21 protein-coding genes and 3 pseudogenes are annotated in these 22,977 nt (G+C 67.5%); 15 read left to right on the top strand and 9 right to left on the bottom strand.

Features of this window, described 5'->3' with window-relative positions:
* Positions 1-190: 190 nt before the first annotated feature.
* The gene (locus tag ACFYZB_RS43650) at positions 191-1,060 is read right to left on the bottom strand and encodes a helix-turn-helix domain-containing protein (protein ID WP_388767443.1); all 870 of its coding nucleotides are present in this window, start codon (positions 1,058-1,060) and stop codon (positions 191-193) included.
* Between the two features lie 559 nt (positions 1,061-1,619).
* On the opposite strand from ACFYZB_RS43650, the gene ACFYZB_RS43645 reads away from it, so the two are divergent.
* The 6 genes and pseudogenes from ACFYZB_RS43645 to ACFYZB_RS43620 all read left to right on the top strand — a co-directional run bounded on the left by ACFYZB_RS43645 (position 1,620) and on the right by ACFYZB_RS43620 (position 6,692).
* Complete coding sequence (locus ACFYZB_RS43645) at positions 1,620-2,411, top strand: tyrosine-type recombinase/integrase (protein WP_388767442.1); 792 nt, start codon at positions 1,620-1,622, stop codon at positions 2,409-2,411.
* The gene (locus ACFYZB_RS43640; protein WP_388767441.1) at positions 2,401-2,808 is read left to right on the top strand and encodes a DUF6262 family protein; all 408 of its coding nucleotides are present in this window, start codon (positions 2,401-2,403) and stop codon (positions 2,806-2,808) included. Before ACFYZB_RS43645 ends, ACFYZB_RS43640 begins: the two co-directional genes overlap by 11 nt.
* Before the next feature lie 125 nt (positions 2,809-2,933).
* Positions 2,934-3,968, top strand: a complete 1,035-nt coding sequence (locus ACFYZB_RS43635; RefSeq protein ID WP_388767440.1) for a hypothetical protein — start codon at positions 2,934-2,936, stop codon at positions 3,966-3,968.
* A gap of 179 nt (positions 3,969-4,147) precedes the next feature.
* Entirely contained in the window at positions 4,148-4,297 is a 150-nt protein-coding gene (locus tag ACFYZB_RS43630) for a hypothetical protein (RefSeq protein WP_388767439.1), read from the top strand.
* Positions 4,294-4,629, top strand: a pseudogene (locus tag ACFYZB_RS43625) (helix-turn-helix domain-containing protein). Before ACFYZB_RS43630 ends, ACFYZB_RS43625 begins: the two are co-directional and overlap by 4 nt.
* A gap of 1,856 nt (positions 4,630-6,485) precedes the next feature.
* Complete coding sequence (locus ACFYZB_RS43620; RefSeq protein WP_388767438.1) at positions 6,486-6,692, top strand: alpha/beta hydrolase; 207 nt, start codon at positions 6,486-6,488, stop codon at positions 6,690-6,692.
* Between the two features lie 127 nt (positions 6,693-6,819).
* Here ACFYZB_RS43620 and ACFYZB_RS43615 read toward each other — a convergent pair whose 3' ends face one another.
* Together ACFYZB_RS43615 and ACFYZB_RS43610 are read right to left on the bottom strand one after the other, a co-directional pair.
* The gene (locus tag ACFYZB_RS43615) at positions 6,820-7,785 is read right to left on the bottom strand and encodes an ArsR/SmtB family transcription factor (RefSeq protein WP_388767437.1); all 966 of its coding nucleotides are present in this window, start codon (positions 7,783-7,785) and stop codon (positions 6,820-6,822) included.
* Between the two features lie 268 nt (positions 7,786-8,053).
* A complete protein-coding gene (locus tag ACFYZB_RS43610; protein ID WP_388767436.1) occupies positions 8,054-8,560 on the bottom strand; it encodes a DUF3995 domain-containing protein in 507 nt (168 codons plus the stop codon).
* A 360-nt stretch (positions 8,561-8,920) separates the two neighbouring features.
* Between ACFYZB_RS43610 and ACFYZB_RS43605 the strand changes: the two genes are divergently transcribed.
* From ACFYZB_RS43605 to ACFYZB_RS43590, 4 genes are all read left to right on the top strand, one after another.
* The gene (locus ACFYZB_RS43605) at positions 8,921-10,117 is read left to right on the top strand and encodes an NAD(P)/FAD-dependent oxidoreductase (protein WP_388767434.1); all 1,197 of its coding nucleotides are present in this window, start codon (positions 8,921-8,923) and stop codon (positions 10,115-10,117) included.
* Between the two features lie 26 nt (positions 10,118-10,143).
* Positions 10,144-11,040 carry an RNA polymerase sigma-70 factor gene (locus tag ACFYZB_RS43600; protein WP_388767433.1) on the top strand — a complete coding sequence of 299 codons (897 nt, stop codon included), beginning with the start codon at positions 10,144-10,146 and terminating at the stop codon, positions 11,038-11,040.
* A 525-nt stretch (positions 11,041-11,565) separates the two neighbouring features.
* The gene (locus tag ACFYZB_RS43595) at positions 11,566-12,798 is read left to right on the top strand and encodes an alpha/beta fold hydrolase (protein WP_388767432.1); all 1,233 of its coding nucleotides are present in this window, start codon (positions 11,566-11,568) and stop codon (positions 12,796-12,798) included.
* Positions 12,799-12,879: 81 nt separating this feature from the next.
* Positions 12,880-13,644: an MBL fold metallo-hydrolase gene (locus ACFYZB_RS43590; protein WP_388767431.1), complete on the top strand. Its 765-nt coding sequence runs from the start codon at positions 12,880-12,882 to the stop codon at positions 13,642-13,644.
* A gap of 244 nt (positions 13,645-13,888) precedes the next feature.
* On the opposite strand, the gene ACFYZB_RS43585 is transcribed toward ACFYZB_RS43590, so the two are convergent.
* Positions 13,889-14,842 carry an alcohol dehydrogenase catalytic domain-containing protein gene (locus ACFYZB_RS43585; RefSeq protein ID WP_388767430.1) on the bottom strand — a complete coding sequence of 318 codons (954 nt, stop codon included), beginning with the start codon at positions 14,840-14,842 and terminating at the stop codon, positions 13,889-13,891.
* Between the two features lie 169 nt (positions 14,843-15,011).
* Entirely contained in the window at positions 15,012-15,473 is a 462-nt protein-coding gene (locus tag ACFYZB_RS43580) for a pyridoxamine 5'-phosphate oxidase family protein (RefSeq protein ID WP_388767429.1), read from the bottom strand.
* Between the two features lie 326 nt (positions 15,474-15,799).
* Here ACFYZB_RS43580 and ACFYZB_RS43575 point away from each other — a divergent pair.
* The 3 genes and pseudogenes from ACFYZB_RS43575 to ACFYZB_RS43565 all read left to right on the top strand — a co-directional run.
* Positions 15,800-16,249, top strand: a pseudogene (locus tag ACFYZB_RS43575) (ATP-binding protein); the annotation flags it as partial.
* A gap of 171 nt (positions 16,250-16,420) precedes the next feature.
* A complete protein-coding gene (locus tag ACFYZB_RS43570) occupies positions 16,421-16,957 on the top strand; it encodes a GNAT family N-acetyltransferase (protein ID WP_388767427.1) in 537 nt (178 codons plus the stop codon).
* Between the two features lie 301 nt (positions 16,958-17,258).
* Positions 17,259-17,867, top strand: coding sequence for a hypothetical protein (locus ACFYZB_RS43565; protein WP_388767426.1), 609 nt, complete (start codon positions 17,259-17,261; stop codon positions 17,865-17,867).
* A gap of 97 nt (positions 17,868-17,964) precedes the next feature.
* On the opposite strand, the gene ACFYZB_RS43560 is transcribed toward ACFYZB_RS43565, so the two are convergent.
* A complete protein-coding gene (locus ACFYZB_RS43560; RefSeq protein ID WP_388767445.1) occupies positions 17,965-18,843 on the bottom strand; it encodes an IS3 family transposase in 879 nt (292 codons plus the stop codon).
* Between the two features lie 5 nt (positions 18,844-18,848).
* Positions 18,849-19,148, bottom strand: coding sequence for a transposase (locus ACFYZB_RS43555; protein ID WP_388767425.1), 300 nt, complete (start codon positions 19,146-19,148; stop codon positions 18,849-18,851).
* Between the two features lie 1,194 nt (positions 19,149-20,342).
* Here ACFYZB_RS43555 and ACFYZB_RS43550 point away from each other — a divergent pair.
* Both ACFYZB_RS43550 and ACFYZB_RS43545 read left to right on the top strand, forming a co-directional pair.
* Positions 20,343-20,930: a transposase gene (locus ACFYZB_RS43550; protein ID WP_388767424.1), complete on the top strand. Its 588-nt coding sequence runs from the start codon at positions 20,343-20,345 to the stop codon at positions 20,928-20,930.
* Positions 20,931-20,939: 9 nt separating this feature from the next.
* A pseudogene (locus tag ACFYZB_RS43545) lies at positions 20,940-22,495 on the top strand (ISL3 family transposase).
* 44 nt (positions 22,496-22,539) lie between these two features.
* Here the strand turns inward: ACFYZB_RS43545 and ACFYZB_RS43540 are convergent.
* Together ACFYZB_RS43540 and ACFYZB_RS43535 are read right to left on the bottom strand one after the other, a co-directional pair.
* The gene (locus ACFYZB_RS43540) at positions 22,540-22,668 is read right to left on the bottom strand and encodes a hypothetical protein (RefSeq protein ID WP_388767423.1); all 129 of its coding nucleotides are present in this window, start codon (positions 22,666-22,668) and stop codon (positions 22,540-22,542) included.
* 103 nt (positions 22,669-22,771) lie between these two features.
* On the bottom strand, positions 22,772-22,957 hold the full coding sequence (locus ACFYZB_RS43535) for a hypothetical protein (protein ID WP_388767421.1): 186 nt from the start codon (positions 22,955-22,957) through the stop codon (positions 22,772-22,774).
* Positions 22,958-22,977 lie beyond the last annotated feature (20 nt).

Raw genomic sequence — 22,977 nt, 5'->3', positions numbered from 1 at the left:
CTCCGGATACGGAGACTTACGTCCCAACTGGACATCCCTCCCTGGACCATCAAGATCCATTGTCAGGGTGTCCACTCCAAAGGATCAGCCTCAGCGGCGGGAGTGGGCCTTGGAAGCGGGCGTGACGGCTAGTATTCCGCCGGGCGAGGGCCCGACATCAGCCGTGGACGTTAGAACTACGGCGGCGCGCTCAGTTCTTCGGTTCGAAGACCAAGAGACAGAGGCGGGTGCCCGGGCTGCCGAGAGGCTGTGCGGCGCACATGGTGACACTGCCGAGTTGGGAGCGGGTATGCCGCTCGCAGCAACGGTCGCGGTGGTCGGTGCCACCCTGAGGGCTGGCGTAGCCGGCATGCCGCATGGGGCGGGTGTCACCGTCGGGGTGAGTGTGGGCGATGCTGTGGTCCCGGTAGATCGGCCCCACGACCGGATCTTCGCTAACTTCCTTGTCGAGCAGTTGCAGGTCTTCGTTGTCGGGGTGAGCGGCCACTGCAGTTCGCAATTGCGCCGCCGCCGGCTTGGCCCACTGCTTCTCCCAGTCGACAAGGTGGTGCTCACGCGCATCCTCGTGCAGCAGCATCCAGCGCATCAGGTTCTTCTCAGGGAACGCGGGCGGCTGCCCTCGCAGCTGGGGAAACATGCGGATGGCCTCGTCGTTGGCGGCAAGCACGTTCCAGGCAACGTCGTTCACGTAGCAGGGTTGCCCCACGACGTTGCTGACGGCCTGATGCCATTCCGGTGCAACACTTGTCCCGGAGTACGAGTCCGTGGGAAGGGGAGGCTCGTACCCCAGTGCGTACACGTACAGCGCGGTGCGTTCATGCTCGTCCATACGTAGGACCCTCGCCACTTTGTCGAGGAACGAGGAAGTCGGCGAGGCTGAGCCGCGCTCCAGGTTGGCGTATGTGCGCTCTGTCATATATAGGGCATGGGCGACTTGGGCCTGCGACAGGCCCGTCGAGCGGCGTCCTCTTCCGGACCGGCTGGGCCAACCGAGCTCGGCCGGATCTATCTGTCCGCGCTTCCATCGAAGCAGTTGCTGCAACAACCTCTTGTCGCTCATCGTCTTCCCCCTATGCGATTCAGCCTGGAACGGGAGTGCGCGGCCTCCTCGTGCTGATCTTCCGCATGACGAAGCGAGCGTCCCCAGTGGTCCGACCGGGGAGTCGGCCGGAGCTCCGGCCTGTGGCTCGCTCTCATGCGCGCATCTGATTCAGCCGACCTGTTCCAGGATCGGCCAGCGCTTCGTGTGCGCTGGGTGGTTTGTCAGCAGCGGCCGTTCCTACTGCAGTGAGCGACCGCATCGGTCTGGGATGTCAACCAGGACGCCGGGCTTGCGCCGAGCCCCATCGCACGTACCCATCGGCCCCTACGCAGGCTGGCAAAGCCGGTCATGCATCCTCAAAGTCCCTGAGACTCCCTTCTTGCCTGTGCAGATCCGGCTAGGAACCGACTGTGGGTACGGGAATGCCGGTATGTACAGCCAGCAGTGACTGTAAAACCGACCGCAAGACTGGTTGGATGGGCAGCACCCTTCCACGCTCGGGAGGCGAAATCAACGGAGCGATAGTGGGCGCAGTGATTATGCGGTTGCCGTCGCATCGCTTGTGGCCGACAGGGGCATGGGGCTACTGCGACGAGCACAGGCTGGTGGGCGGCTGCGCCCTCGACCGCCGAGGTGGGAGGTCGAGGGCGAGATCGCCGCCCAGCAGCAGCGCGTCCTTGAGCGCTGGCCCGGCGGCAGCCGGTGGCTGTTCCCGGCGCCACGGATGAACCCCGACGGCACTCGGCCCCTGACCACGCACTCCTACCGAGGCCAGCTCGATCGCTGGCTGGAGCGGTGCGACGTCCGGGACGAACACGGCAAGGCAGTCCATCTGACGCCCCATCAATGGCGCCACACTTTTGGAACCAGGCTGATCAACCGGGACGTCCCGCAGGAAGTCGTACGCGTCCTTCTCGATCACTCTTCCGGCGAGATGACCGCCCACTATGCCCGGCTGCACGACACCACGGTCCGCCGGCACTGGGAGAAGGCCCGCAAGGTCAACATCAAGGGCGAGAGCGTCACCGTCGACCCCGACGGCCCGCTGGCCGAGGCCACCTGGGCCAAGCAACGGCTCGGACGCGTGACCCAGTCCCTGCCCAACGGCTACTGCGGCCTGCCGATGCAACGGACCTGTCCGCATGCCAATGCCTGCTTGACCTGTCCGATGTTCGTCACGACCCCCGAGTTCCTGCCGCAGCACCGCGAGCAACGGCAGCAGCTGCTGCAGATCGTCGCGGCCGCCGAGGCCCGCGGCCAAGCCCGCGTGGTCGAGATGAACCGCCAGGTCCTCGGCAATCTGGAGAAGATCATCACCGGTCTGGAAGACGGCCCCGGACAGCCGGAGGCGACCGCCGATGCGAGCTGACAACAGCCAGCACATCGTCAACGCCGCCCGCCGCCGCAGCGAGTACACACGCTCCAGAGCGATCCAGGCACTCCGAGAGCTCGACGCGGCCGGGGAACCAGTCACCTTCGAGGCTGTCGCGAAGCGAGCGGAAGTCTCGCGCTCCTGGCTCTACGGCCAACCGGACCTGCGGACCGAGGTCGAACGCCTACGAGCACTACACCGCCGAGCACCCTCAGCTCAACTCCCGGCTGGCCAGCGCACGTCCGACGCTTCCCTGCTGCGGCGCCTCGAAGCGGCCAACACCCGCGTTCGGCAACTGACGGAGGAGAACCAGCGCCTCCGGACCCAGCTCGCCCGCGCACTCGGCGAACAACGAGGCGACAGAATCACGACGGATCGAGTGAGAGGAACATGATGGGGACTACTGATGAGCAAGAACGACTCCTGCGCGGGCCCAGAAGGGATCTTGACCGGGCCCGGCGGGATCCAGCGACGTGGGACGACCTCGCCTTCCGCGCGGAGCACGCCGACGACAACCGCGTGATCGACCGCAACAGGGCCGCTCGCTTCGGGGTTCTGTGGGCACTGCAATACGATCGCCGCCCCCAGGACCTGCCGCTTTTGCGATTCCTCCTCCAGGACCAGGCCACCTTCTATCGGGAAGCCGTCTCCATGGGGCTGGCCCCCGACCTGACGTTGGCCGGGTTCCTGGTCGCCGAGCACCGGCAGGTGGAGGACCTGTGGCTGCACTGGACCGCCAAGAACATCAGCTTCGACACGGCCCTCGGCTACCACCTCTACCACCTGCTCACGGGAGGCATCGCAGCCACCGTCGAGGTGGTACGGGCCAGCACCCACCCTGAGCGTGATCGCATTCTCAAGGAGATCACCTCGTCCCGCCATACCGATGCCGCCGTCGAGGAATGGCTGGAAGAGCAACGCAGGATATTTCCCGCCGACCCGGCTGAGGAGACCCTGAAGACCTGGGCCTACCACGCTGCGCGCCTCGGCGAGCGCAAGACGTCGCGCCTGTTCATGACCGAATGGGCGGCCGGTGAGCCACGCACCGATGACACGCTCAACACGCTGCAGTTCCACCTGGCCTATCTCGGCTACCTCAAGGAAGCGGTGGCGGTCCAGGAGGAGGCCGTGGCGATCTGCCAGAGCCCGCCAGAGTCGAGCCTGAAGGCCAGCAAGCTGTTGAGGCTGGTCAAACTGGAACGCCAGGCCGGTAACTTCGCAGGCGCGCGGCAGTCCCTGGAGGCTGCCGGACAAGCCCTCTCGGCGGTCCCGGACTGGCCGTGGATGGGCATGTGGATCGCCGTCGTCAAGGAGTACTTCCTCCTCGTTCCAGTCGCACCCGACGAGCACACCAGCCGACTGCTACTCGCGGAGGCTGACGAGCAACTTCGAGGCGTGCCGCAGACATGGCTGAATGGAGTACTCGACCCGGCGATCACGGCAGCCGAGCACCTCAACGACACCGACAAGCGCAACCGCTACCAGTCTCTCCAGGCCGCAGGCCGTCGTCAGCAAGAGCAGCAGCGCTCGCCGGGACCGGCGGGGGCCTCATGAGGTGCCGCCCCGGACGCGTGACGCTCGATGGTTCAAGCGAACTGCTCTCCCAACGGCGCCAGCTGCTGTCTCGTCACGATAACGATCAAGCCGGTCTCAGAGAACCGACGATCACCACAGCCTGTCCGTCGAGCACACCGTCCGCAACGCAACGGCCCACTTCAGGGCGTCGGTGGATGATGCGACTCAAGATAATCCAGGAGCAGGTCGGGCACTCCCATGCCTCGACCACGGCCGTGTACATGGGGGTGTCCAACGAGTACCGCAACCAGTTGCTGGAGGCTTCGTTGAAGAGGCGGCTGGGCGACGACTGGGATGTGACCTCGTGATCAAGAACATGGGCTACGAGTGGCATCTGCGCCAGCTGATGGCGGCGCGGCAGTTGTTCCAGACGCCGGACCTGGTGCCGCTACTTGCCGAGCGCAGCATCCGTCTGTCGCGGGAACAGGTGTACCGGCTGGTGACCTAGCCGCCGCAGCGGCTGAGTACGGACACGCTGGTCGCGCTGTGCGACATCCTGCAGTGCACACCGAACGATCTGATCACGCCGGTGGTCGTCAACGCGCAGGTGAAGAAGACGGCCGACGGCGATGCTCCCACTCCTTCACCGGTGCCGCTTGAGCCGCGGCGCGCGGTGGTGTGCCGGCCGGGTCGGCGGTGAGGCCGCCGACGCCGGACCAGCTGCGGCTGCGGACCGAACTCGCACGCGTGCGGGCCCGGTTGCTGGCACAACTGTCGTCCGCAGTCGGGACCGCGGTGACCGAGGAGGCCGCGCAGTCGGCACTGGAGGAGGCGAAGGCGTGGCAGGGGCCCAACGCGTTCCGACTCGCCGCGTATCTCGACGCCTGCCCCCCGTGCGCTGGTCCGGCTTGCCACCTCCCGGTGGAGGCGGGGCACGGGGACATGGTGGCCAAAGTGGCGTGTGCCGACTGCCACGACCCCTTTGCCGTCCACACACCGCAGGGGAGGGTGTGTTCGTCCTGTTGTCACCGGCGCCTCCGGCGGGCGTGTGCCCTGTGCGGGCTGGTCCGGGCGGTCTAGGCGGCGGCCCGGGGGAGTGATCTGCGCACCGTGTCACCGCAGGGAGACGAGCGTGAAGCTGCCGTGTCCAGGGTGCGGCCGCCTGGCCCTGCTCGAAGACCGGTCGACCGACGGCGAGAAGGTCTGCTGGACCTGCGCGCCCACACCGACCCGCCGCTGCACGGGGTGTGGACGGCACCGTCGCGTCAACGCCATCACCCCGGCGGGACCGGTCTGCGGCAGCTGCTACACCAGTCCACCCCGGGCATGCGGCATCGTCGGCCCGATCTCGGTGAAGGCCGCTGGCGGCCGGCCGGACATCTGCTACCGCTGCTACCAGCATCCGCGCAAGGAGTGCAGTGTGTGCGGCCGGGTTCGGGCCGGAAACCTCATCGACGGCGGCCGGGGCGCCTTCCACTGCGACATGTGCATTCCCCGGCCTCTTCACGACTGCGGAATCTGTGGGCGCCTACGGCCGGTCAAGATCTTCTGGCCGCTGGGGCCAGTGTGCTCTGCCTGCTACCGCCGACGGCGGGCTTCCCCCGCGCCCTGTGCCGGGTGCGCCGCCACACGGATTCTGGTCGGGATCACGGATGACGGCGAGTCGGGGCTGTGCGCAACCTGCTGCGCCCAGGGTGGTACCCCCGGCGGTGTCGTCGGGGCATGCGCGACGTGCCACGTTAGCGCGGACCTGCGGCCGGACGGCCGGTGCCCGGGATGCTCGCTGCGGTACAAGGTGCACGACCTCCTCACCGACTCCAGAGGCAACGTCCCCGCCGGCCTTGCGCCGCTGGAGGTCGTGCTCACCGACGTCACCAACCACTACCCGGTCCTGGAGTGGGTCCGCCGCAGTCCCGACGCGCGGCTGCTGGCCCGCCTGGCCCAGTCCCCGGACACCCTCACGCACCACGCCCTGGACACGCTCCCGCCGGACGCGAACACCTCCTACGTCCGCGGACTGCTGGTGACGGCCGGCGTCCTGCCACGACGGCAGGAGAACCTCGCCCGGCTGGACACCTGGCTGGCCGCCAAGCTCCCCCAGTTCCCCCCTCACCACGTCACCCTGGTGCGGCCCTTCGCCGAGTGGGGCATCGTCAAAGACGCCCGGCGCCGGGCCGCCCGCGGCCGCTACAGCCTGAGTGCCTACAAGGGCGACTGCACCGACATCCGCGTCACCATCCGCTTCCTCGCCTGGCTCGACGACCAGGACCTGCACATCCGGGACCTGACACAAGCGCACCTGGACGATTGGGCGAGCACGCATCCGACTCAACGCACTCGTCTCATCCCGTTCGTCCGCTGGATGCACGCCCGTCACATCGTCCGTGACCTGGAGATCCACCACCGGCCGAGGCAGCTCCCCGGCACCTTCCAGGACGAGGCAACCCACCAGGCCGAACTGCGGCGCGCGCATCCGACAGGCGGCGCGTTCCTGGTCGCGCCGCCGACCCGCACGGACCGGCGTTCCCACGCCAGGCGGCCGCGGCGTTCACCGAGGTGTCGGCACAGCCACTGCCGTGCCCGGCCCTGGTGGTGGGCAGCGCCGACGACCCGTACTGCACCCCCGAGGTGGCCGCCGGCTTCGCGGCCCGGTGGGAGGCGCGATGGCACCTCGCGGGCGCGCCCAGACACCTCAACTCCGCCAGCGGCCTCGGCTCGTGGCAGCACGGCCGTGAACTCCTGGACTCGCTGACCAAGCAGTGATCAACCGCCGCGTAGGACGCATAACCCAGTGTGCCTATGCCCGCCACCCCGGGCGGGGAATGGCACCCGGGCTCGTGCGGGACGCGATGTCCTCGTGAACCGGCTGATCCGTTCAGGTGGGACGGCTTCATGCCGCCAGTTGATCGCCGAGTGGGCTGCGCAGGTACAGGACGAGATGTCCATGCCGGGCCCGGGTGACCAGTCCTGCGCGGTGGAGGACACCGAGGTGTTGGCTCACCGTGCCCGGGCTGACCCCCAGCCGGTGGGCCAGGTCGGTGGTGCTCGCGGGCTCCGCGAGCTGGGTCAGAAGGCGGGCCCGGGTACTGCCGAGCAGGTCGGCCAGGGCTTTCGGCGGGGCGGCCGCGTTCGTGTGCCAGACCGTTGCGCGGCCCCGCGCGGGGTAGGCGATCCTGGGCGGCAGCGCGGGGTTGACGAGCGTGTTGGCATGGTCACAGAACAGCGACGGGGTGAACGTCACTCCGCGGCCGTCCACCGCGAGGTCACGGTGTTCGTCGCGGAGGGCGTCCACGGTGAGAGTGCCTGCCTGCCAGCGCAGGCCCGGGTCGATGTCGGGGAACAGTGCCGCGGCGCCGCCGTCGGCAAGCCGCCGGGCTCGGTGCAGGATGTCGGCGCGAACGACGGCCTGCATACGCGGCCAATGCGGTGCCATCACCAGAACCCAGTAAGTGTGCAGGGCGTCGGCGATGCACCTGAGCAAGCCCGCAGGGTCTTCGTACGCCTGCTGGAGTCCCGGGTGCAGGGCTGCGCCGCTGGCGGCCTGGGTGAGCTCGGTTGTCACACGCTCGGCCGGCGTCGCCCGCAGAGCGGCAAACTCGTCGTCGATATCAGGGCACGGGCCCATGGAGTGAGGGGTCAGGAAGTCGGGGATGCGCCGACGCGGGCCGACCAAAGACTGCAGCAAGGGCCAGTCGAGTTGCCGTAGCAGAGGGGCGCATTGGCGCAGGAGAGGCTGATGCTCGGCGTGCCGGACCGGGTTCTGCCACGCCCACAGGCTCAAAACGGTCTCCTGCAGGGGGGAACACGCGAACCGGACAGAGGCGAGGTCGTCCAAGTCGAGCCGTAGCAGCAACATTCGGCACAGACTAAATGTCTCGCACGGCTCGTGGTCAGCCTGGTGGGATCACCGGCATGAATACTGCTTCTGCCGGGAGAAGCTCGGCGATGGCGACGTACGACCGCATCGGTAACGGGTACCGGGGGGTGCAGCAACCGGACAGGAAACCCCTGCTCGGCTTGGGCGACATCGTCGTCCTCGCCTCCGGCCTCGTGGGGCTGATTGCTGTCCTCTGTCATGCCTGGCACACGCGCGTCGGAATTCTGAGGCAGTTACGTGCCAGGTCTCAACCGATCCCGGTAGCCGTCGAGGCCAAGGACAGGACCAGGGCACCGAGCGCACCCACGGCGCCGTAGAGTCGCAGCCTGCGCCGATCATCGCGTTTGGCGAGATACAGCACGGTGGCCCCCGCGAAGGCCAGACCACCCATGATGAACCACGGCCCCCACAAGTAGAGGTACCAGCCGGTCAGCCCAGCCAGATCTGACTCAACAGAGACGGCCCCAGCCTCCACCAATACACCGTGGACGACGAAGAGGCCGCCATGCCACGTGAGCAGGGTCGCCGCGCCACCGCCGCAGAACACCATGAGCCGGCTGATGCGCGAGCGCCGCGGTCGCGTCAGGCCGATGCCCACCAGTGCCCCGAGGAGCTTCAGGAAGCCGGTTACCACCAGGGCCGTCAGGAACCATGGCACTCCCTCGCGAGCGAGCTTCACCAACGACGGGGACACCGTCGACTGCGCACCGAAGGTAACGCCCGTCGCCCAGACGAAACTGGGTACCGCGAACAAGAATCCCCATGCTGCAGCGACGTATCCAGGCCATTTGCTCAGGTGGAAGCGGACTGCCTGGCGCGAGAACGGGACGCGCTGCGCCGTCCGAGGAACGCGTGATCGACATGGCTTGATCATGGTCCGAACCGCGACGACGTGCTTCATCCGCACGGAGGATCCGCCTCCCCCACCAGAGCTACCTCTCGCCGCCCGAGCTGCGAGCGGTCCGACGGACCCGGAACTGGCAACCACGAAACATCAGTTACGAAAAAGCCCTTGGCCGGTCCCCACCTGTGGAGTGGTCTGTCTCACACGCCGTCACAGCGATCGCGTAGGCGGTGTCTTGAGGGCGCACGCCTGGAAACGAAGGAGGACACCATGGTTGAGAACACCAATGTGATCGTGATCGGTGGCGGGTACGCCGGCGTCATGGCAGCCAACCGCCTGACACAGCGCGACGATGTGACGGTGACCTTGATCAACCCGCGCCCGAATTTCGTCGCACGGCTTCGCCTGCACCAGCGAGTGGCCGGGACCCACGACGCGGTCGTCAACTACCAGGACATCCTGGGCAAGGGCATCCGGCTGGTCGTCGGCACCGTAACAGGGATCAACGCTTCAGAGCGCTGCGTGACCTTGGCGAGCGGCGACACCGTCGGCTACGACTTCCTGATCTACGCGGTGGGCAGTGGCAGCGCCAACCCGCGCGTGCCCGGAGCGGCCGAGTTCGCCTACCCGATCGCCACCCTGGAGGAGGCGCAGCGGCTGCGGCCGGTTCTCGACGCCGCGCCCGCCACGGCCGCGGTGACCGTTGTCGGAGCCGGCCCGAGCGGCATCGAGACCGCCGCCGAGCTGGCGGAGCAGGGCCGCCGGGTGACCCTGGTCTGCGGAGGTCTGCTCGGCCCGTACCTGCACCCTCGGGGGCGGCGCGCGGCTGCCAAGCGGCTCGCCAGGCTCGGTGTGACCGTGCTCGACGGCCCGGACACGAAGGTGACGGACGTGACCCACGATGCCGTGCGGCTCAGCGACGGACGCGAGCTGCCGAGCGAAATCACCGTCTGGACCGTCGGATTCGGCGTGCCGGACCTGGCCGCGCGCAGCGGGCTGAGCACCGACGCCCTGGGACGACTGCTCACGGACGAGACGTTGACCAGCGTAGACGACGAGCGCATCGTCGCGGCCGGTGATTCGTCGGCGCCGTCGGACCTGCCGTTCCGGATGAGCGCCTATGGCGCGGGTTGTCTGGGCGCACATGCCGCCGACACGGTGCTCAACCGGATCGCGGATGAGCGACCCGCGCCCATCGACCTGTCGTTCCCTGCCATGTGCATCAGCCTGGGCCGTCGCGCCGGTGTCTTCCAGCTCGCCAACAAGGACGACGTCGCGATAGGGCTCTACATCGGCGGCCGCGCGGGCGCGAAGCTCAAGGAGGTCTCCTGCAACTTCAGCGTCAAGCATCTGGCGGTCGAGGCACGCAAGCCCGGTTCGCACCACTGGCCCAAGGGCGACAAGCGCCGGCAACTGCTGCAGGCCAAGCGCGCCGTGGCGCCGACCACGGCCGAACCGACAGCCTAGGCGGCCACTCAGGAGGGGATCGATTCATGAGCAAGCACGCCACTGACCCGGCGACCGAGGCTTTCGTCGCCCACCGCAACCTGCTCTTCACCGTCGCGTACGAGGTGCTCGGATCGGCGGCCGACGCCGAAGACATCCTCCAGGAAACCTGGCTGCGCTGGGTCGACGTCGACTTGGCACAGGTACGCGACCAGCGCGCTTACCTGGTCCGGATCACAACCCGGCTGTCCCTCAACCGATTGCGGACCATGACGCGCCGCAAGGAGGCGTATGTCGGCTCCTGGCTGCCTGAGCCGGTGCTCACCACGCCGGACGTGGCCGAGGATGTCGAGCTCGCCGAGAGTGTGTCGATGGCGCTCATGCTCGTCCTCGAAACACTGTCGCCGACCGAACGCGCCGTCTTCGTACTGCGCGAGGTCTTCGATGTCGACTATGACGAGATCGCGGCCGCCGTCGACAAGAGCACCGCGGCCGTCCGCCAGATCGCCCACCGCGCCCGCCGGCACGTCGATGCCCGCCGCCCCCGCAAGATGGTCTCCCAGAGCGAGACCCGGGCAGCCCTGGAGTCGTTCCAGCGCGCACTCCAAAGCGGAGACCTACAGGGCGTCCTTGACGTGCTCGCCCCGCAGATCGTCTTCATGGCCGACGGCGGCGGAGTCAAGCAGGCCGCGCTGCGGCCGGTCATCGGCGCCGACAAGGTGGCCCGCTACATCCTCGGCGGCACCGGCAAGCGCGGGGGCAGGATCACCACCGAGCCCGCCGTGGCCAACGGCAACCCGGCACTCGTCGTCCGCTTGAACGGCGAGATCGACGGCGTCATGGCGGTCCGCGTCGAGGACGCCCGCATCATCGGCCTCTACTATGTCCGCAACCCGGAGAAGCTGACCCGCGTCGAATCCGAGACCCCGCTCACCCTGCGATGAACACCGGTGGCGAACCCAGGACACCAAGTCACCTGTACGGCAAGGAGACTCGGTGCCCCTTTGAACCAGACATCGTGGAGGTTCGGATGCAGATTACCTCGTTGCCGCATCTGGATGAGCACACGACGGACATCGCAGCGGAAGCCGACGATGTCTGGCGCAGCCTTGGCGCAGAGCTGGACCGATCCTTCTCACGTCCTCGGGCGGCGGGTTACGCGAGACTGGTCGGAGCGGCTGAATGCAGGGCATCCGGGCCACGGCCGCTCTCCGCAGGTTCGACGCTACCCGGTTTCCGGGTCGTCGCCGCCCTCCCCGGACGGGAGCTTGTACTCCGGGGAAGCCATCGCTTCTCGTCATTCGCCCTGATCTTCCGGCTCGATGCCAACGGCCCGGGCCGATCACGGTTGCGCGCTGGAAGCCGAGCCGCCTTCCCCGGCCCGGTCGGCGGCGTCTACCGATGGCTCCTCATGGGAACCGGTGCCCACGTGGTCGGCATGCGCCGCCTGCTTTCAGCAGTCCGTCGCCGTGCGAGTACGCCCCGAACTCCTGCTGACCAGCCCAGACGCCAGCGGCTCGACCTGGCATCGAGCGCTGCTGGGGGTGCTGTCTCGCCCCCGGGGGCGGGCGCAAACCTCGACCAACGCAAACCCCGACCAAGGAGTGACACCCGATGCGCCGGCGCTCCAAATTCGCACTCGCGGGTTCGGCGATCGCCGTACCCGTCCTGCTGAACCGCCACCACGGCGAGACGATCCCCATGGACTCCCGCGTCAGGCGGGATGCGCCCGGATCCTTCGTCCGGCTCCGCCGCGGCACGACACACGTCATGGTGGATGGACCGAATCAGGAGAGCCGATCCTGTTCCTTCACGGAGCGACCCTGTCGCTGTGGATATGGGACGGACTGTTCGAACGGCTGGCCCGGGCCGGGTACCGGACCATCCGCTTCGACCGGTACGGCATCGGCTTCAGCGACCATCCCGACATCGACCACAACCAGGCGCTGTTCGAGGAACAGATCATCGACCTGTTGGAGGCGCTCGGCGTCGACCGCCCGGTGACGCTCGTCGCGCTTGCATTCGGCGGCCCGATCGCGGCCGAGTTCGCCGTGTACCATCCCGAGCGGGTCGCCGGCGTCTGCCTGGCCTCACCCGACGGGTTCGCGACCCCGCTCAACCTCGGACTGCTCCTGTCCATGGTGCCCGGGATCGGTAGCCTCTTCTTCCGGCTGACCGGGAATCGGGCGTTGAAGTCCCGCCTGCCCAGCTACTCCCAGGACCCGCGCGTGCTCGCCCGCGTCGAGGCGGGTCTGCTGCCGGAACTACGCTACCGGGGATTCAAGCGGAGCCTGCTCTCCGCGCTCCGCAGCGTCCCGATCGAATATCTGTACCGGTTCCTGGACACCCAAGACATTCCCGTCCAGGTGGTGTGGGGGCGCCAGGACCCCATCACCCCGATGCCGCCGGACGAGGTCCTGCGCACCGTCATCCGACCTGCGCCCGCTCGACGGCGTGGGACACCTGCCGCGCCACGAGCGCCCCGACGAGACCGCCGCGTCCATCCTGGGCTTCCTGCACGATGCGATCCTGCACCGCCGTGCCGCCCTGTGAACCGGGGCACAGCCAATCATGGGATGCCGCAGTGCCCGCCTCCCGTATGCCAGCACGACGAACGGAGATGCCATGAAGACCTTCATTGCCAGCGCAACCGGCGCCATCGGCAGCCGACTTGTGACCCAACTCACCGCGCGCGGCCATGAAGCCGTCGGCATGACTGCCGTGCGCTCATGGCTGGACGCGGGCTTCGGCAAACGGCACCTCGTAGCGAGCGGGGCAGGCCGATGACCCTGGCGCAAGCTCGCGGCTGGTACGAGCTGGAAGAACTGGACGACGGCCTCGTACGCATCACCGAGCCGCACGCCGACAAGCTGGTGCGGGCCAACCTGTGGTGGCTGCGCGGCACGGACCGCGACCTTGTGGTGGACGCGGGCCTGGGCGTCGCCGGCCTGCGCCGGCACATCCCCCGCATGTTCGAGCGGGATCCGCTGGTCGTCCTCACCCACGCACACCTGGACCACGTCGGCGGAGCACACGAGTTCTCACAACGGGCGGCTCACAAAGCCGCCGAAGAGACCCTGGCACAGGGCGTGCCCGCCAGCCTCTACGGCCCCGAGCTCTACAAGGAACTCGGTATGGAGCCGGCCGGAGAAGACCTGCCTGGATTGCTGATCGACGCGCTGCCCCACACCGGCTACGACCCTCGCACCTACCGCGTGGAGCCGCTCACGGTGCACCGCACCCTCCAGGACGGGGACGTGATCGACCTGGGCGGGCGCTCACTGACCGTCCTGCACCTGCCCGGACACACCCCCGGCTGCATCGCCCTTCTCGAAGAACGCACCGGGGCACTGTTCACCGGCGACGTCATCTACAACGGCCACCTCATCGACGACCTCCCCGAATCCGACCCGCCGGCCTACCGGCGCAGCCTGGCACTCCTGGCCGACCTGGATATATCCACCGCCCACCCGGGCCACGGCCGCAGCTTCGACGGCCACCGACTCCGGGAACTGGCACACAACCACCTCCGTGCACCCCACGCATGAGGGGCACGGTGCCGGAGAACTCCAGCATGTGAGAGTCCAGGATGGTGAACCGCCCCCGGGCCGACGGCCTTGGCGGTCGGCGGCCCTCACAGTGACCGGTTCGGGCGACTCGGCGGAGGGCCCCGGGGCTCGATGCCACTCGCGTTCGTACTCGGTGGGTGGGAGGCAGCCGAGGGCGGAGTGGAGCCGTTCCTCGTCACTGGAACGACGATGTGGGACCCGATTCCCATGGCCACGGGCATTTTCAGGGCAGCAGGATGACCTTGCCGAACTTGCCCGGACCGGCCAGGCGGTCGTAGGCGTCGGTGAACCGGTCGAGGGGGAAGGTCGCGTCGAGGGGTACGTGCAGCCTTCCCTGGGCCACCAGCGGCGTCACGAACGTCCGCATGGTGGCGGCGAGGAGGGCCTTCTCGGCATGTGGGCGCCCGCGGATGGCCGTGCCGATCAGCTGGGCCCGTGCGAGCATGAGGTCGAACATCCGCAGCGGCGCCGTGGTGCCCGCCTGGACTCCGACGATGAGCATCTTGCCCCGGCTTCGCAGCAGAGCGAGTCGCTGCAAGCAGTTCTCGCCGCCGACCAGTTCCACGATCACGTCGTACGGCGCGTACGCGGATTCCTCGTCAGGGGTGACGACGTCCACCCGGCCGTCCGGGGTAAGTGCCTTCACCCGGCTGTGGAGTTCGGGACGCCGCACGCTGGCCACGGTATGCGCCCCGGAGACCGCGGCGACCTGCACCATGGCCGTGCCCACCCCGCCTGCCGCGCCGCTGACCAGTACCCGGTCGCCGGCACGGATCCCGGCCTGGGTGACCAGGGCGTCCCAGGCGGTGCTGAACGCTTCCGGGAAACCGGCGGCCTCCTCCCATGACAGGTCCTTCGGCACCGGCAGGAGGAGGTCGGCGGGTATCGTGATCCGCTCAGCATGGCCGCCGCCGCCCACCAGCGCCATCACCCGGTCCCTCGGCGCGACCTCCACGACACCGGGTCCGACCTGCTCAACCTCACCGGCGACCTCCAGGCCGGGCACATCGGCCGGCCAGCCCGGTGGCGCCGGATAGTCCCCCCGTGCCTGTTGCAGGTCAGCGGCGTTGAGCCCGGCAGCCCGCACCCGGACTACCACCGCCCCTGGACCCGCGACCGGCTCCGGACGCTGTCTCAGCTGGAATGTCCCATCGGAATCGATCACTACCGTGCGCATGACGTTGCCCGCATTCTTGTGGGGCGGCCCGGATGAGGCAGGGCCCGACTGCCGAAGCCGTCCCCCGGCGGGGCGGCTGCGCATCTGACCATGCGGCGGTGCCAACGAAAGTGAACAGCGTCCGCACCGACGGGACCGGGGACCGCAGACAGACAGTCAGCGATGGCTGCTATTCCAACCATGTTCCGTCGCGCATGATGACTCTTCCGCGAAGTTCTGGCTCGCCGCGCCAAGCGCGCACAGTCTTCGGCACCATGCGAATGTACAGAAACGACCCCTCCTCCCCGCGCGGGTCCCAACCGAATTTGGCGGCGAACGCTTCCGCTGCGTCTCCGGGCACATCATGGTCCGGGAAGCACTCCGCCTCACCCTGGAGAAGCACCACATCGAAGGTATCCGGCAGCGCCAGGCGTACGCGCGGCTCCTTGCAGAGGTTCCGCGCGGTCACGGAGGTGGCACTGGTGCACATCCACACCGCGCCTCCATCCCACAGGAACCACAGCGGCACCTGGTGCGGCCCGTGATCAGGGTGAGACGTTGACACCCATACGTCCCGCTCGGTGACAAGCCGTTCAACTGTGTCGCGCCTACGCTCCGCCGCCTGGCGACGAACGTTCCCCGTGGTGTGCATGAGTGCCAACCCTAACCAGCACGTCCCAAGCGCGCATGAGGCCACAGACCTACTTCCAACGAACGACGAACCCCTCAGCCCATGGCTCGGCGGGCAGCTGGCTGGGGTACTCAGCAAAGCCAGCTGGAGCGCACACACGCCTGTTGCGGCGGACTTGAAGATGCCGACAGCGAGGCGAGCTGGCGCTTCTGGCTTTATCGGTGAGTCCTGACACCGGTTGTCGATCGGCGGCGACACCGCCCGGTGTTGGCGGAGAGTGATATCGCCGAGTTCTTGGTACCACTTGGGGGCTTGCGGTGGGTCGCTGGGGATGCTCTGCGTGGTGAGGCGACTCCGGTACCGGCAAGTCGCACCTGCTGATCGCGCTGGGCACCGAAGCCGCGATGGCCGGCTACCGGGTCCGCTACACACTCGCCACCAAACTCGTCAACGAGCTGGTCGAGGCCGCGGACGAGAAAGTGCTGACCAAGACCATCGCCCGCTACGGCAGAGTCGATCTTCTCTGCATTGATGAGCTGGGCTATATGGAGTTGGACCGCAGGGGTGCTGAGCTGCTGTCCCAGGTTCTGACCGAACGCGAGGAGAAGAACAGCGTCGCCATCGCCTCGAACGAAAGTTCCAGCGGCTGGACCAAAACCTTCACCGACCCCCGGCTCTGCGCGGCCATCGTCGACCGACTCACCTTCGGCGGCAACCTCATCCAGACCGGCACCGAATCCTACCGCCTGGCCCTCACCGAAGCCCGGGCCGCCGCACGGGAAGCCACCGCGGGCTGACGTCACACGTGGCCCTCCTTGAACAGGTGCGGCCATCATCACGGCGCCGAGGAAGGGCTCCGGCCTCGGAAGCGAACCATGCCCAGTTGGCCTGAACTCCCTGCTCTGGACGGCACAGATCGGCTGGGGAATCGCTTGGCCAGTGCTCGGCGGAGAGATCATCATGTGGGAATGTCTGAGAACCTATCCACCGTGGCACCGACTGTGGTGCGGCTCGCCCAGTACACGAAGGCGGACCAGGAAGAGATCCTTGGCAACAGCGATGATCCCTTCGGTGTCGCCTGGACCGGTCTGACCTGGCTGCCGAAAGAAGAGCACTTCGGCATCCGGCACGACGGCCGCCTCGTGGCACACGCCGGCCTGCTGCGACTGCCTGCTGCGATCGGCGACGCCGAGACAGAGGTGGTGGGCGTCGGCGGGGTGGCCGTCTCACCCGGCATGCAAGGTCAGGGCCTCGCTCGCCTCGTCGTCACAGCTGCGCTGGAGCACGCCCGAACGATGGGTCCTCAATACGCACTCCTCTTCTGCCGGCCTCCCCTCGTGTCGCTCTACCAGCGCCTCGGATGGCACCCGCTCGACAAGGACGTACTCGTCGAACAACCCGAAGGCCGCCTGGTGACCATGCCGCTGCGGACCATGGTGACGCCCCTGCGCGACGATGCCCGGTGGCCCTCAGGACCAGTACGGCTGTTCTCACTCCCTATGTGACGGGCCCCTTTAGCAAGAGCCGCGCAGCGCGGCGACACAGGGTTCACCCATCCCGCACCGGTGTCAGTTCTCGCCAACATTTTCGGGCTCTGCGATCGACAAGCGCTGCCCAAACTCGGTGACAAACGGTGTCGGCTCTCGGTTACGAAGCCATCTGGCTTTATCGGTGAGCCCTGACACCGGTTGTCGATCGGCGGCGACACCGCCCGGTGTTGGCGGAGAGTGATATCGCCGAGTTTTGACACCACTTGGGGGCTTGCGGTGGGACGCTGGGGATGCTCTGCGTGGTGAGGGGGCGCCGGTGCCACCGAAGTCCAAGGTCGATCTGTACGCGGCGATACGCCGCGATGCCCGGGCGGGGATGTCGAACCGGGCCTTGCAGCGCAAGTACGGGGTGGGCTTCCGGACGGTGAAGGCGGCCATGGAGTCCGTCTGGCCGGAGCCTCGCAAGCAGCTGCCGCCCCGCAAGACGCGGCTCGACGCCTTCAAGCCGGCCATTGACCAGATGCTCCGGGCGGATCTGGACGCGCCGCGCAAGCAGCGGCATACCGTCAAGCAGATCTTCGACCGGCTGCTGGACGAGCACGGTGCGGTGGAGGTGGCCTATCCGATGGTGCGGGCCTATGTCGCTGTTCGCCGGCCGCAGATACGGATCGAGGCGGGACGTGGGCCGCTGAACGCGTTCATCCCGCAGACCCACATGTCGGGGGCGGAAGCCGAGGTCGACTTACGTGACGATCCGTCCGGCCGGCGAGCAGGTCAAGGTCTACTTGTTCTCGATGCGCTTGTCGTACTCCGGCAAGGCGGTGCACCGCATCTTCGCGTCGTGCGGGCAGGAGGCGTTCTTCGAAGGCCACGTCCACGCTCTCAGCGTGCTGGGCGGTGTCCCTTGCGGCAAGGTGCGCTATGACAACCTGCGGGCCGCGGTCGCCCGGGTGCTGGGCCTGTCGAGAGCGCGGGTGGAGAACGAGCGGTGAAGCTTCCCCGTGATCTTGGACACTCGATCCTTATGCCGCGAGGTCGTGTTGGTGCCGCTGTCGGGTCTCGGCCGGGGTGAGGTAGCCGAAGACCTTGTGCTTGCGCAGTCGGCGGCGGTTGTAGAACGTCTCGATGAAGTCGAAGACCTCGGCGCGGGCGGTGGTCCGGTCGGGCCAGACGCGGGTGCCGATCTCTTCTTTGAGCAGGGCCCAGAAACTCTCCGCGGCGGCATTGTCGAAGCAAGATCCGGTGCGTCCGCAGCTCTGCCGGAGGCCCAACTCGTGTATGTGGCGGCGGAAGTGGCTGCTGGTGTATTCGCTGCCGCGGTCTGAATGCGCTATGCAGCCGGGCTGGAGACGGCCGCGTCCGGCGGCCATCTTCAGCGCGTCGACGACGAGCTCGGCGCGATGGTGGCCGGCCATCGAGTAGCCGACGACCTCGCGGGTGGCCAGATCCAGCCAGCAGGCAAGGTAGAGCCAGCCCTCGCCGGTGGGCAGGGCGGTGATGTCGCCGACCAGTTTTGTGCCGGGGGTTTCGGCGTGGAAGTCGCGGCCGATCAGGTCGGGAGCCGGCTTCGCCTTCTTGTCCGGCCGGGTCAGCGAACGCCGCCTGCGGCGGTGGGCTCCCTGGATGCCGTGCTCGCGCATCAGGCGGGCGACCCGCTTGCGGTTCACGCGTCGCCCCAGGCGCCGCAGCTCGGCAGGGATGCGCGGGACGCCGTAGGTGTGGCGGGAGGCGACGTGGATGACGGTGATCTCGTGGGCCAGGGCCTCGTCGGCGGCCTGGCGGGCCGAGCGGGTCTTGGCCGCGGCGAGCCAGGCGTAGAAGGAGGAGCGGGCCACCTTGAGCAGTCGGCACAGGAAAGCGACGCCGTGGGTGGTCTTCTCCGCCTCGATGAACGCGTACATCTCGTTCACCGATCGCTCTCTTTCGCGAAGAAGACCGCGGCTTTTCGCAGCACCTCGATCGTCTTGGCCTGCTCGGCGTTCTGCCGACGCAACCGCTTGAGCTCTTCGCGTTCGGCCGTGGTGAGCTCGCCCGGGGCGCCCTCGCCCCGATCCGCCTTTGCCTGGCGGTACCAGCCGCGCAGGGACTCCGAGCTGATACCGAGCTCCCGCGCGAACGCGGTGACCGTCTTGCCCGAGGAGTCGACGAGCGCGATCGCGTCCCGCTTGAACTCCTCGGTGTACCGCTTCGTGTACTTGCTTCCCACCTGGTGCTACTTCCTCTGGAACCTCAAGATCCCAGACTCCAGGTGTCCACGATCAAGGGGAAGGCTCACCCGAACACATCACCAGATCAACAACCGCGGACCGGTAGATTCCGCCCCGCCGCCACACCATCAGGCGACCGCAGATCCACTCAAAGACTCACGAACCGCCCACTTAGGCCTACCCACTGACAAAGCCTGACGATCAGAGCTGCCTCTGGCATTCGAGGGGCATGCGGTCATGGCTCGACTGCACACCGATGCCAGCCGGAGCCCTGCCGGAGACTGGGTCACGGCTGAGATGGACGGCCGTCACCCGTGCGGTACTGCACTGGATGGGTCTCAGGAACGGAGGCCAACGCATATCTCGGCCTTGACGCTCGTTTGACGCTCCGAGTGTTCAAGGGGCCCTTCGGTGGAGTCGAAAATGCCGCCTGACCTGCGGTTACGCCCAGGATCCCCACTTCTGACATCTTTCCGATGACGTCGCACGTGGAGTGCGTGGCGATTCTGGAACCTGCTGCAAAGGGGCTCTGACCTACGACTTTCTTGGGTTTCCAGATGTAGTCGGTGGTGCTCGACCTGTTTCCCGAAGTCCACTGTGTGGAGCATGTTGTAGGTTCCAGCCACGTGGCTCACCTGCGGTTTCGCAGCGGGGGCGTGGGTCTAGAACGTTCTGCCTCAACTCCGTAAGAGACGGGTTCGGGAGATGTCTTGACGCTCGGTCGACGCTGTTTCTGACGGGGCGTGAGGTGGTCGTCCTGGATCAGATAGCGCGGGTCAATCGACTTGTCGGGCTCAACCCGTCGAGCAGCGCGTTAGGGCTGTTCTTTGGGCTCGGGCCATACGGCGACAGGTTTCGGGTTGACGTGTGTTGATTGCACTGGCCTCGTTACCCTGTGTCGTAGGGAGTGCCGAGGTATGCGGGGGCAGGGATGAGCACGGGGGGATGCGGTGCGTCGAACGACCGTGGTGGAGCGGGGGATTGCGTCCGCCGATGCGCTCTTCTCTCTGGAGGGCATCCCAGAAGGAGCCGTCGTACCGGAGCCGGAGGGCTTGGCTGCGACTGAGGCAGCAGTCGAGCGACTCGGTAGCCGGTTCGCCGGACTGGACGGTCAAGTACGGCACGCGCTGAGACGTACCCGAGATCACGCAGGCAATCTGTCCAGCGACCGTCTCCAGGGACTCTCGGAGATCGTGCAGAATGCCGAGGACCTTGACGCCACGCACGTACGCATCCTGACAAAGGAACGGGAACTCCTCGTCGCCCACAGCGGCAGTCCCGTACGGCTGCCGGACGAGACCGACGCCCTGATCGGGGGCCGGTTTCGCGACCACCCGCACGCCGAGGTCATCTTGAGCATGCCCGGCATCGGCTCCGTCCTAGCCGCCGAGTTCATAGCCCATACCGGCGGCGACATGAGCGTCTTCGGCACCGCCGATCGCCTCGCCGGTGTCGCCGGCCTGGCACCCGTTCCGAAGGACTCGGGCCGGATCAGCGGCAATATGCGCCGACCTCGTCGCTACTGCCGCCGCCTGATGCGGGTCTTCTACATGTCCGCCCAGGTCGCGGCCCGATGCTGCCTGGTCTCAAAGGCGTACTACGAACGCAAAAGGGCCGAGAAGAAGACCCATAAGCAGGCCGTCATCGCCCTCGCGCGCCGCCGCCTGAACGTCCTTTGGGCACTCCTACGCGACGGTCGTCCCTTCGAGGGCAGCCCGCCACTTCGCGCTGCCAGGCTTGGGTCTGTCAAACGAGCGGCCCTGTCGCACATTCGGTGGTGACGGAGAGTCGTGAGGGTCGTTGACGTTTCCGTGAAGGATGTCAACGAGCTTGTGCAGACGGTCTTTTCGGGTCTGTACCCGCTGGTCATAGAGGTGGTCGCCGACGAAGGCGAGCGGATCGTCGTGCGAGCTCGAACGCCGACGGAGGCAGCGGTCTGCCCGGTGTGCGGAGCGTTATCCGGGCGGGTGCACGGATATCAGCTGCGGACGGTGGCCGACGTGCCGGTGGATGACCGCCGGGTGGTGGTCCGTGTGCGGGTGCGGCGCCTGGTGTGTCCGACGCGCGGTTGCTGCCACACCTTCCGCGAACAGGTGCCCGGAGTTCTTGAGCGATACCAGCGCCGCACCGCCCGCCTGACGAGGCAAATCAAGGCAGTGGTCAAGGAGTTAGCGGGCCGAGCCGGGGCGCGTTTACTGGCGGTACTCGCGGTGAGCCTGTCGCGTCACACGGCCCTGCGCACGCTGCTGCGCATCCCATTGGCCACAAGGCGGACGCCCCGCGTGATCGGTGTCGACGACTTCGCTCTGCGCCGGCGGCACCGCTATGCCACCGTGGTGATCGACGCCGAAACCCATGAGCGGATCGACGTGCTGCCCGACCGCACCGCCGACACCCTCGAGGCATGGCTGCGCGAGCATCCCGGCATCGAGGTCGTGTGCCGCGACGGCTCGGCGACCTATGCCGAGGCGATCCGCCGCGCCCTGCCCGACGCGATACAGATCGGAGATCGCTGGCATCTGTGGAAAACCTGTGCGAAGCCGCCCTCAGCGAGGTCAAGGCACACAGCACCTGCTGGGCCACCGTGCTGGAAGCACCCCTCTACGACGGGCCCCGCGCCCAGACCACCCTCGAACGCTGGCACCAGATCCACGACCTCCTCGACAAGGGTGTCGGCCTGCTCGAATGCGCCCGGCGTCTGCAACTCGCCCTGAACACCGTCAAACGCTACGCCCGCGCGGATCGACCCGAGCGGATGTTCCGCGTCCCCAAATACCGCGCCAGCCTCGTCGACCCCTACCGTGAACACCTGCGCAAACGCCGGACCGAAGACCCCGCCGTCCCCGTCAGTCACCTCTTCGAAGAGATCAAGGTCCTCGGCTTCACGGGCTGCCTGAACCTTCTGCACAAGTACATCAGCCAAGGCCGCGCAGACGCCGAGCGCAGCCACATCTCCCCGCGCCGGCTTGCCCGGATGCTCCTCACCAGGCCCGGCAACCTCAAAGCCGAACAACACGAGCTCCTGGCCAAGCTCACCGGCGCCTGCCCGGAGATGACCCAACTGGCCAGCTTTATCAGAGACTTCGCACAGCTCTTGATGCCTCGCGCAGAAAATGCCGACGGGCTCTCGCGCTGGATCGTCCAGGTCCGCGCAGCCGATCTGCCTCGTCTGCACGCCTTCACTCGAGGGCTGGAGCGTGACAGCGACGCCGTGATCGCCGCTCTCACGCTTCCGCACAGCAACGGCCCCACCGAAGGCGTCAACACCAAGACCAAGCGGATCGCGCGCCAGATGCACGGACGAGCAGGCTTCACCCTTCTCCGCCACCGCATCCTCCTCGGATAGCAGCACGCTGCGTCACCACCGAATGTGAGACAGGGCCGAACGATTTACAGTCCCGGCGTCAGCGACGCACCGTAGACGAGGCCGAACGCAATCGCCGTCAGCATCGCGCTCGCCGGCACCGCGAGTGCCGCCCACGAAAACCGCACGAGCCATCTCCGCTCGGTAGTGCTCACCGGTTCCTCCCCAAGTCTGTTCCGGTGTGATGCCCACCCCTTGGTGTGGTGATCGCTCCGCGGAAGCCGCACAAGTCCTGGCCCGGGGCGCTCCGCATGGGATTTACCTGTCGTCGGCGTTCAGGTCACGTGGTGGCCGCAGGCCGAGCTTCTCCAGCAGCTGCAGCTTCTCTGCTAGGTCGATGCGGTGCTCGGCGATGACGGGGGCAGGCGGCTTCTCGGCGAGCAGACGGGCCACCCCGTCGAGGAGTACCTGGGGGCGGTGATGCCCTGCCGTCGGTTCGACCACCCGGCGAGCGGGGAGCCCGG

Source organism: Streptomyces sp. NPDC001852 (genome assembly GCF_042891825.1).
Classification (GTDB): domain Bacteria; phylum Actinomycetota; class Actinomycetes; order Streptomycetales; family Streptomycetaceae; genus Streptomyces.
This window is presented reverse-complemented; position numbering and strand designations above follow the sequence as displayed.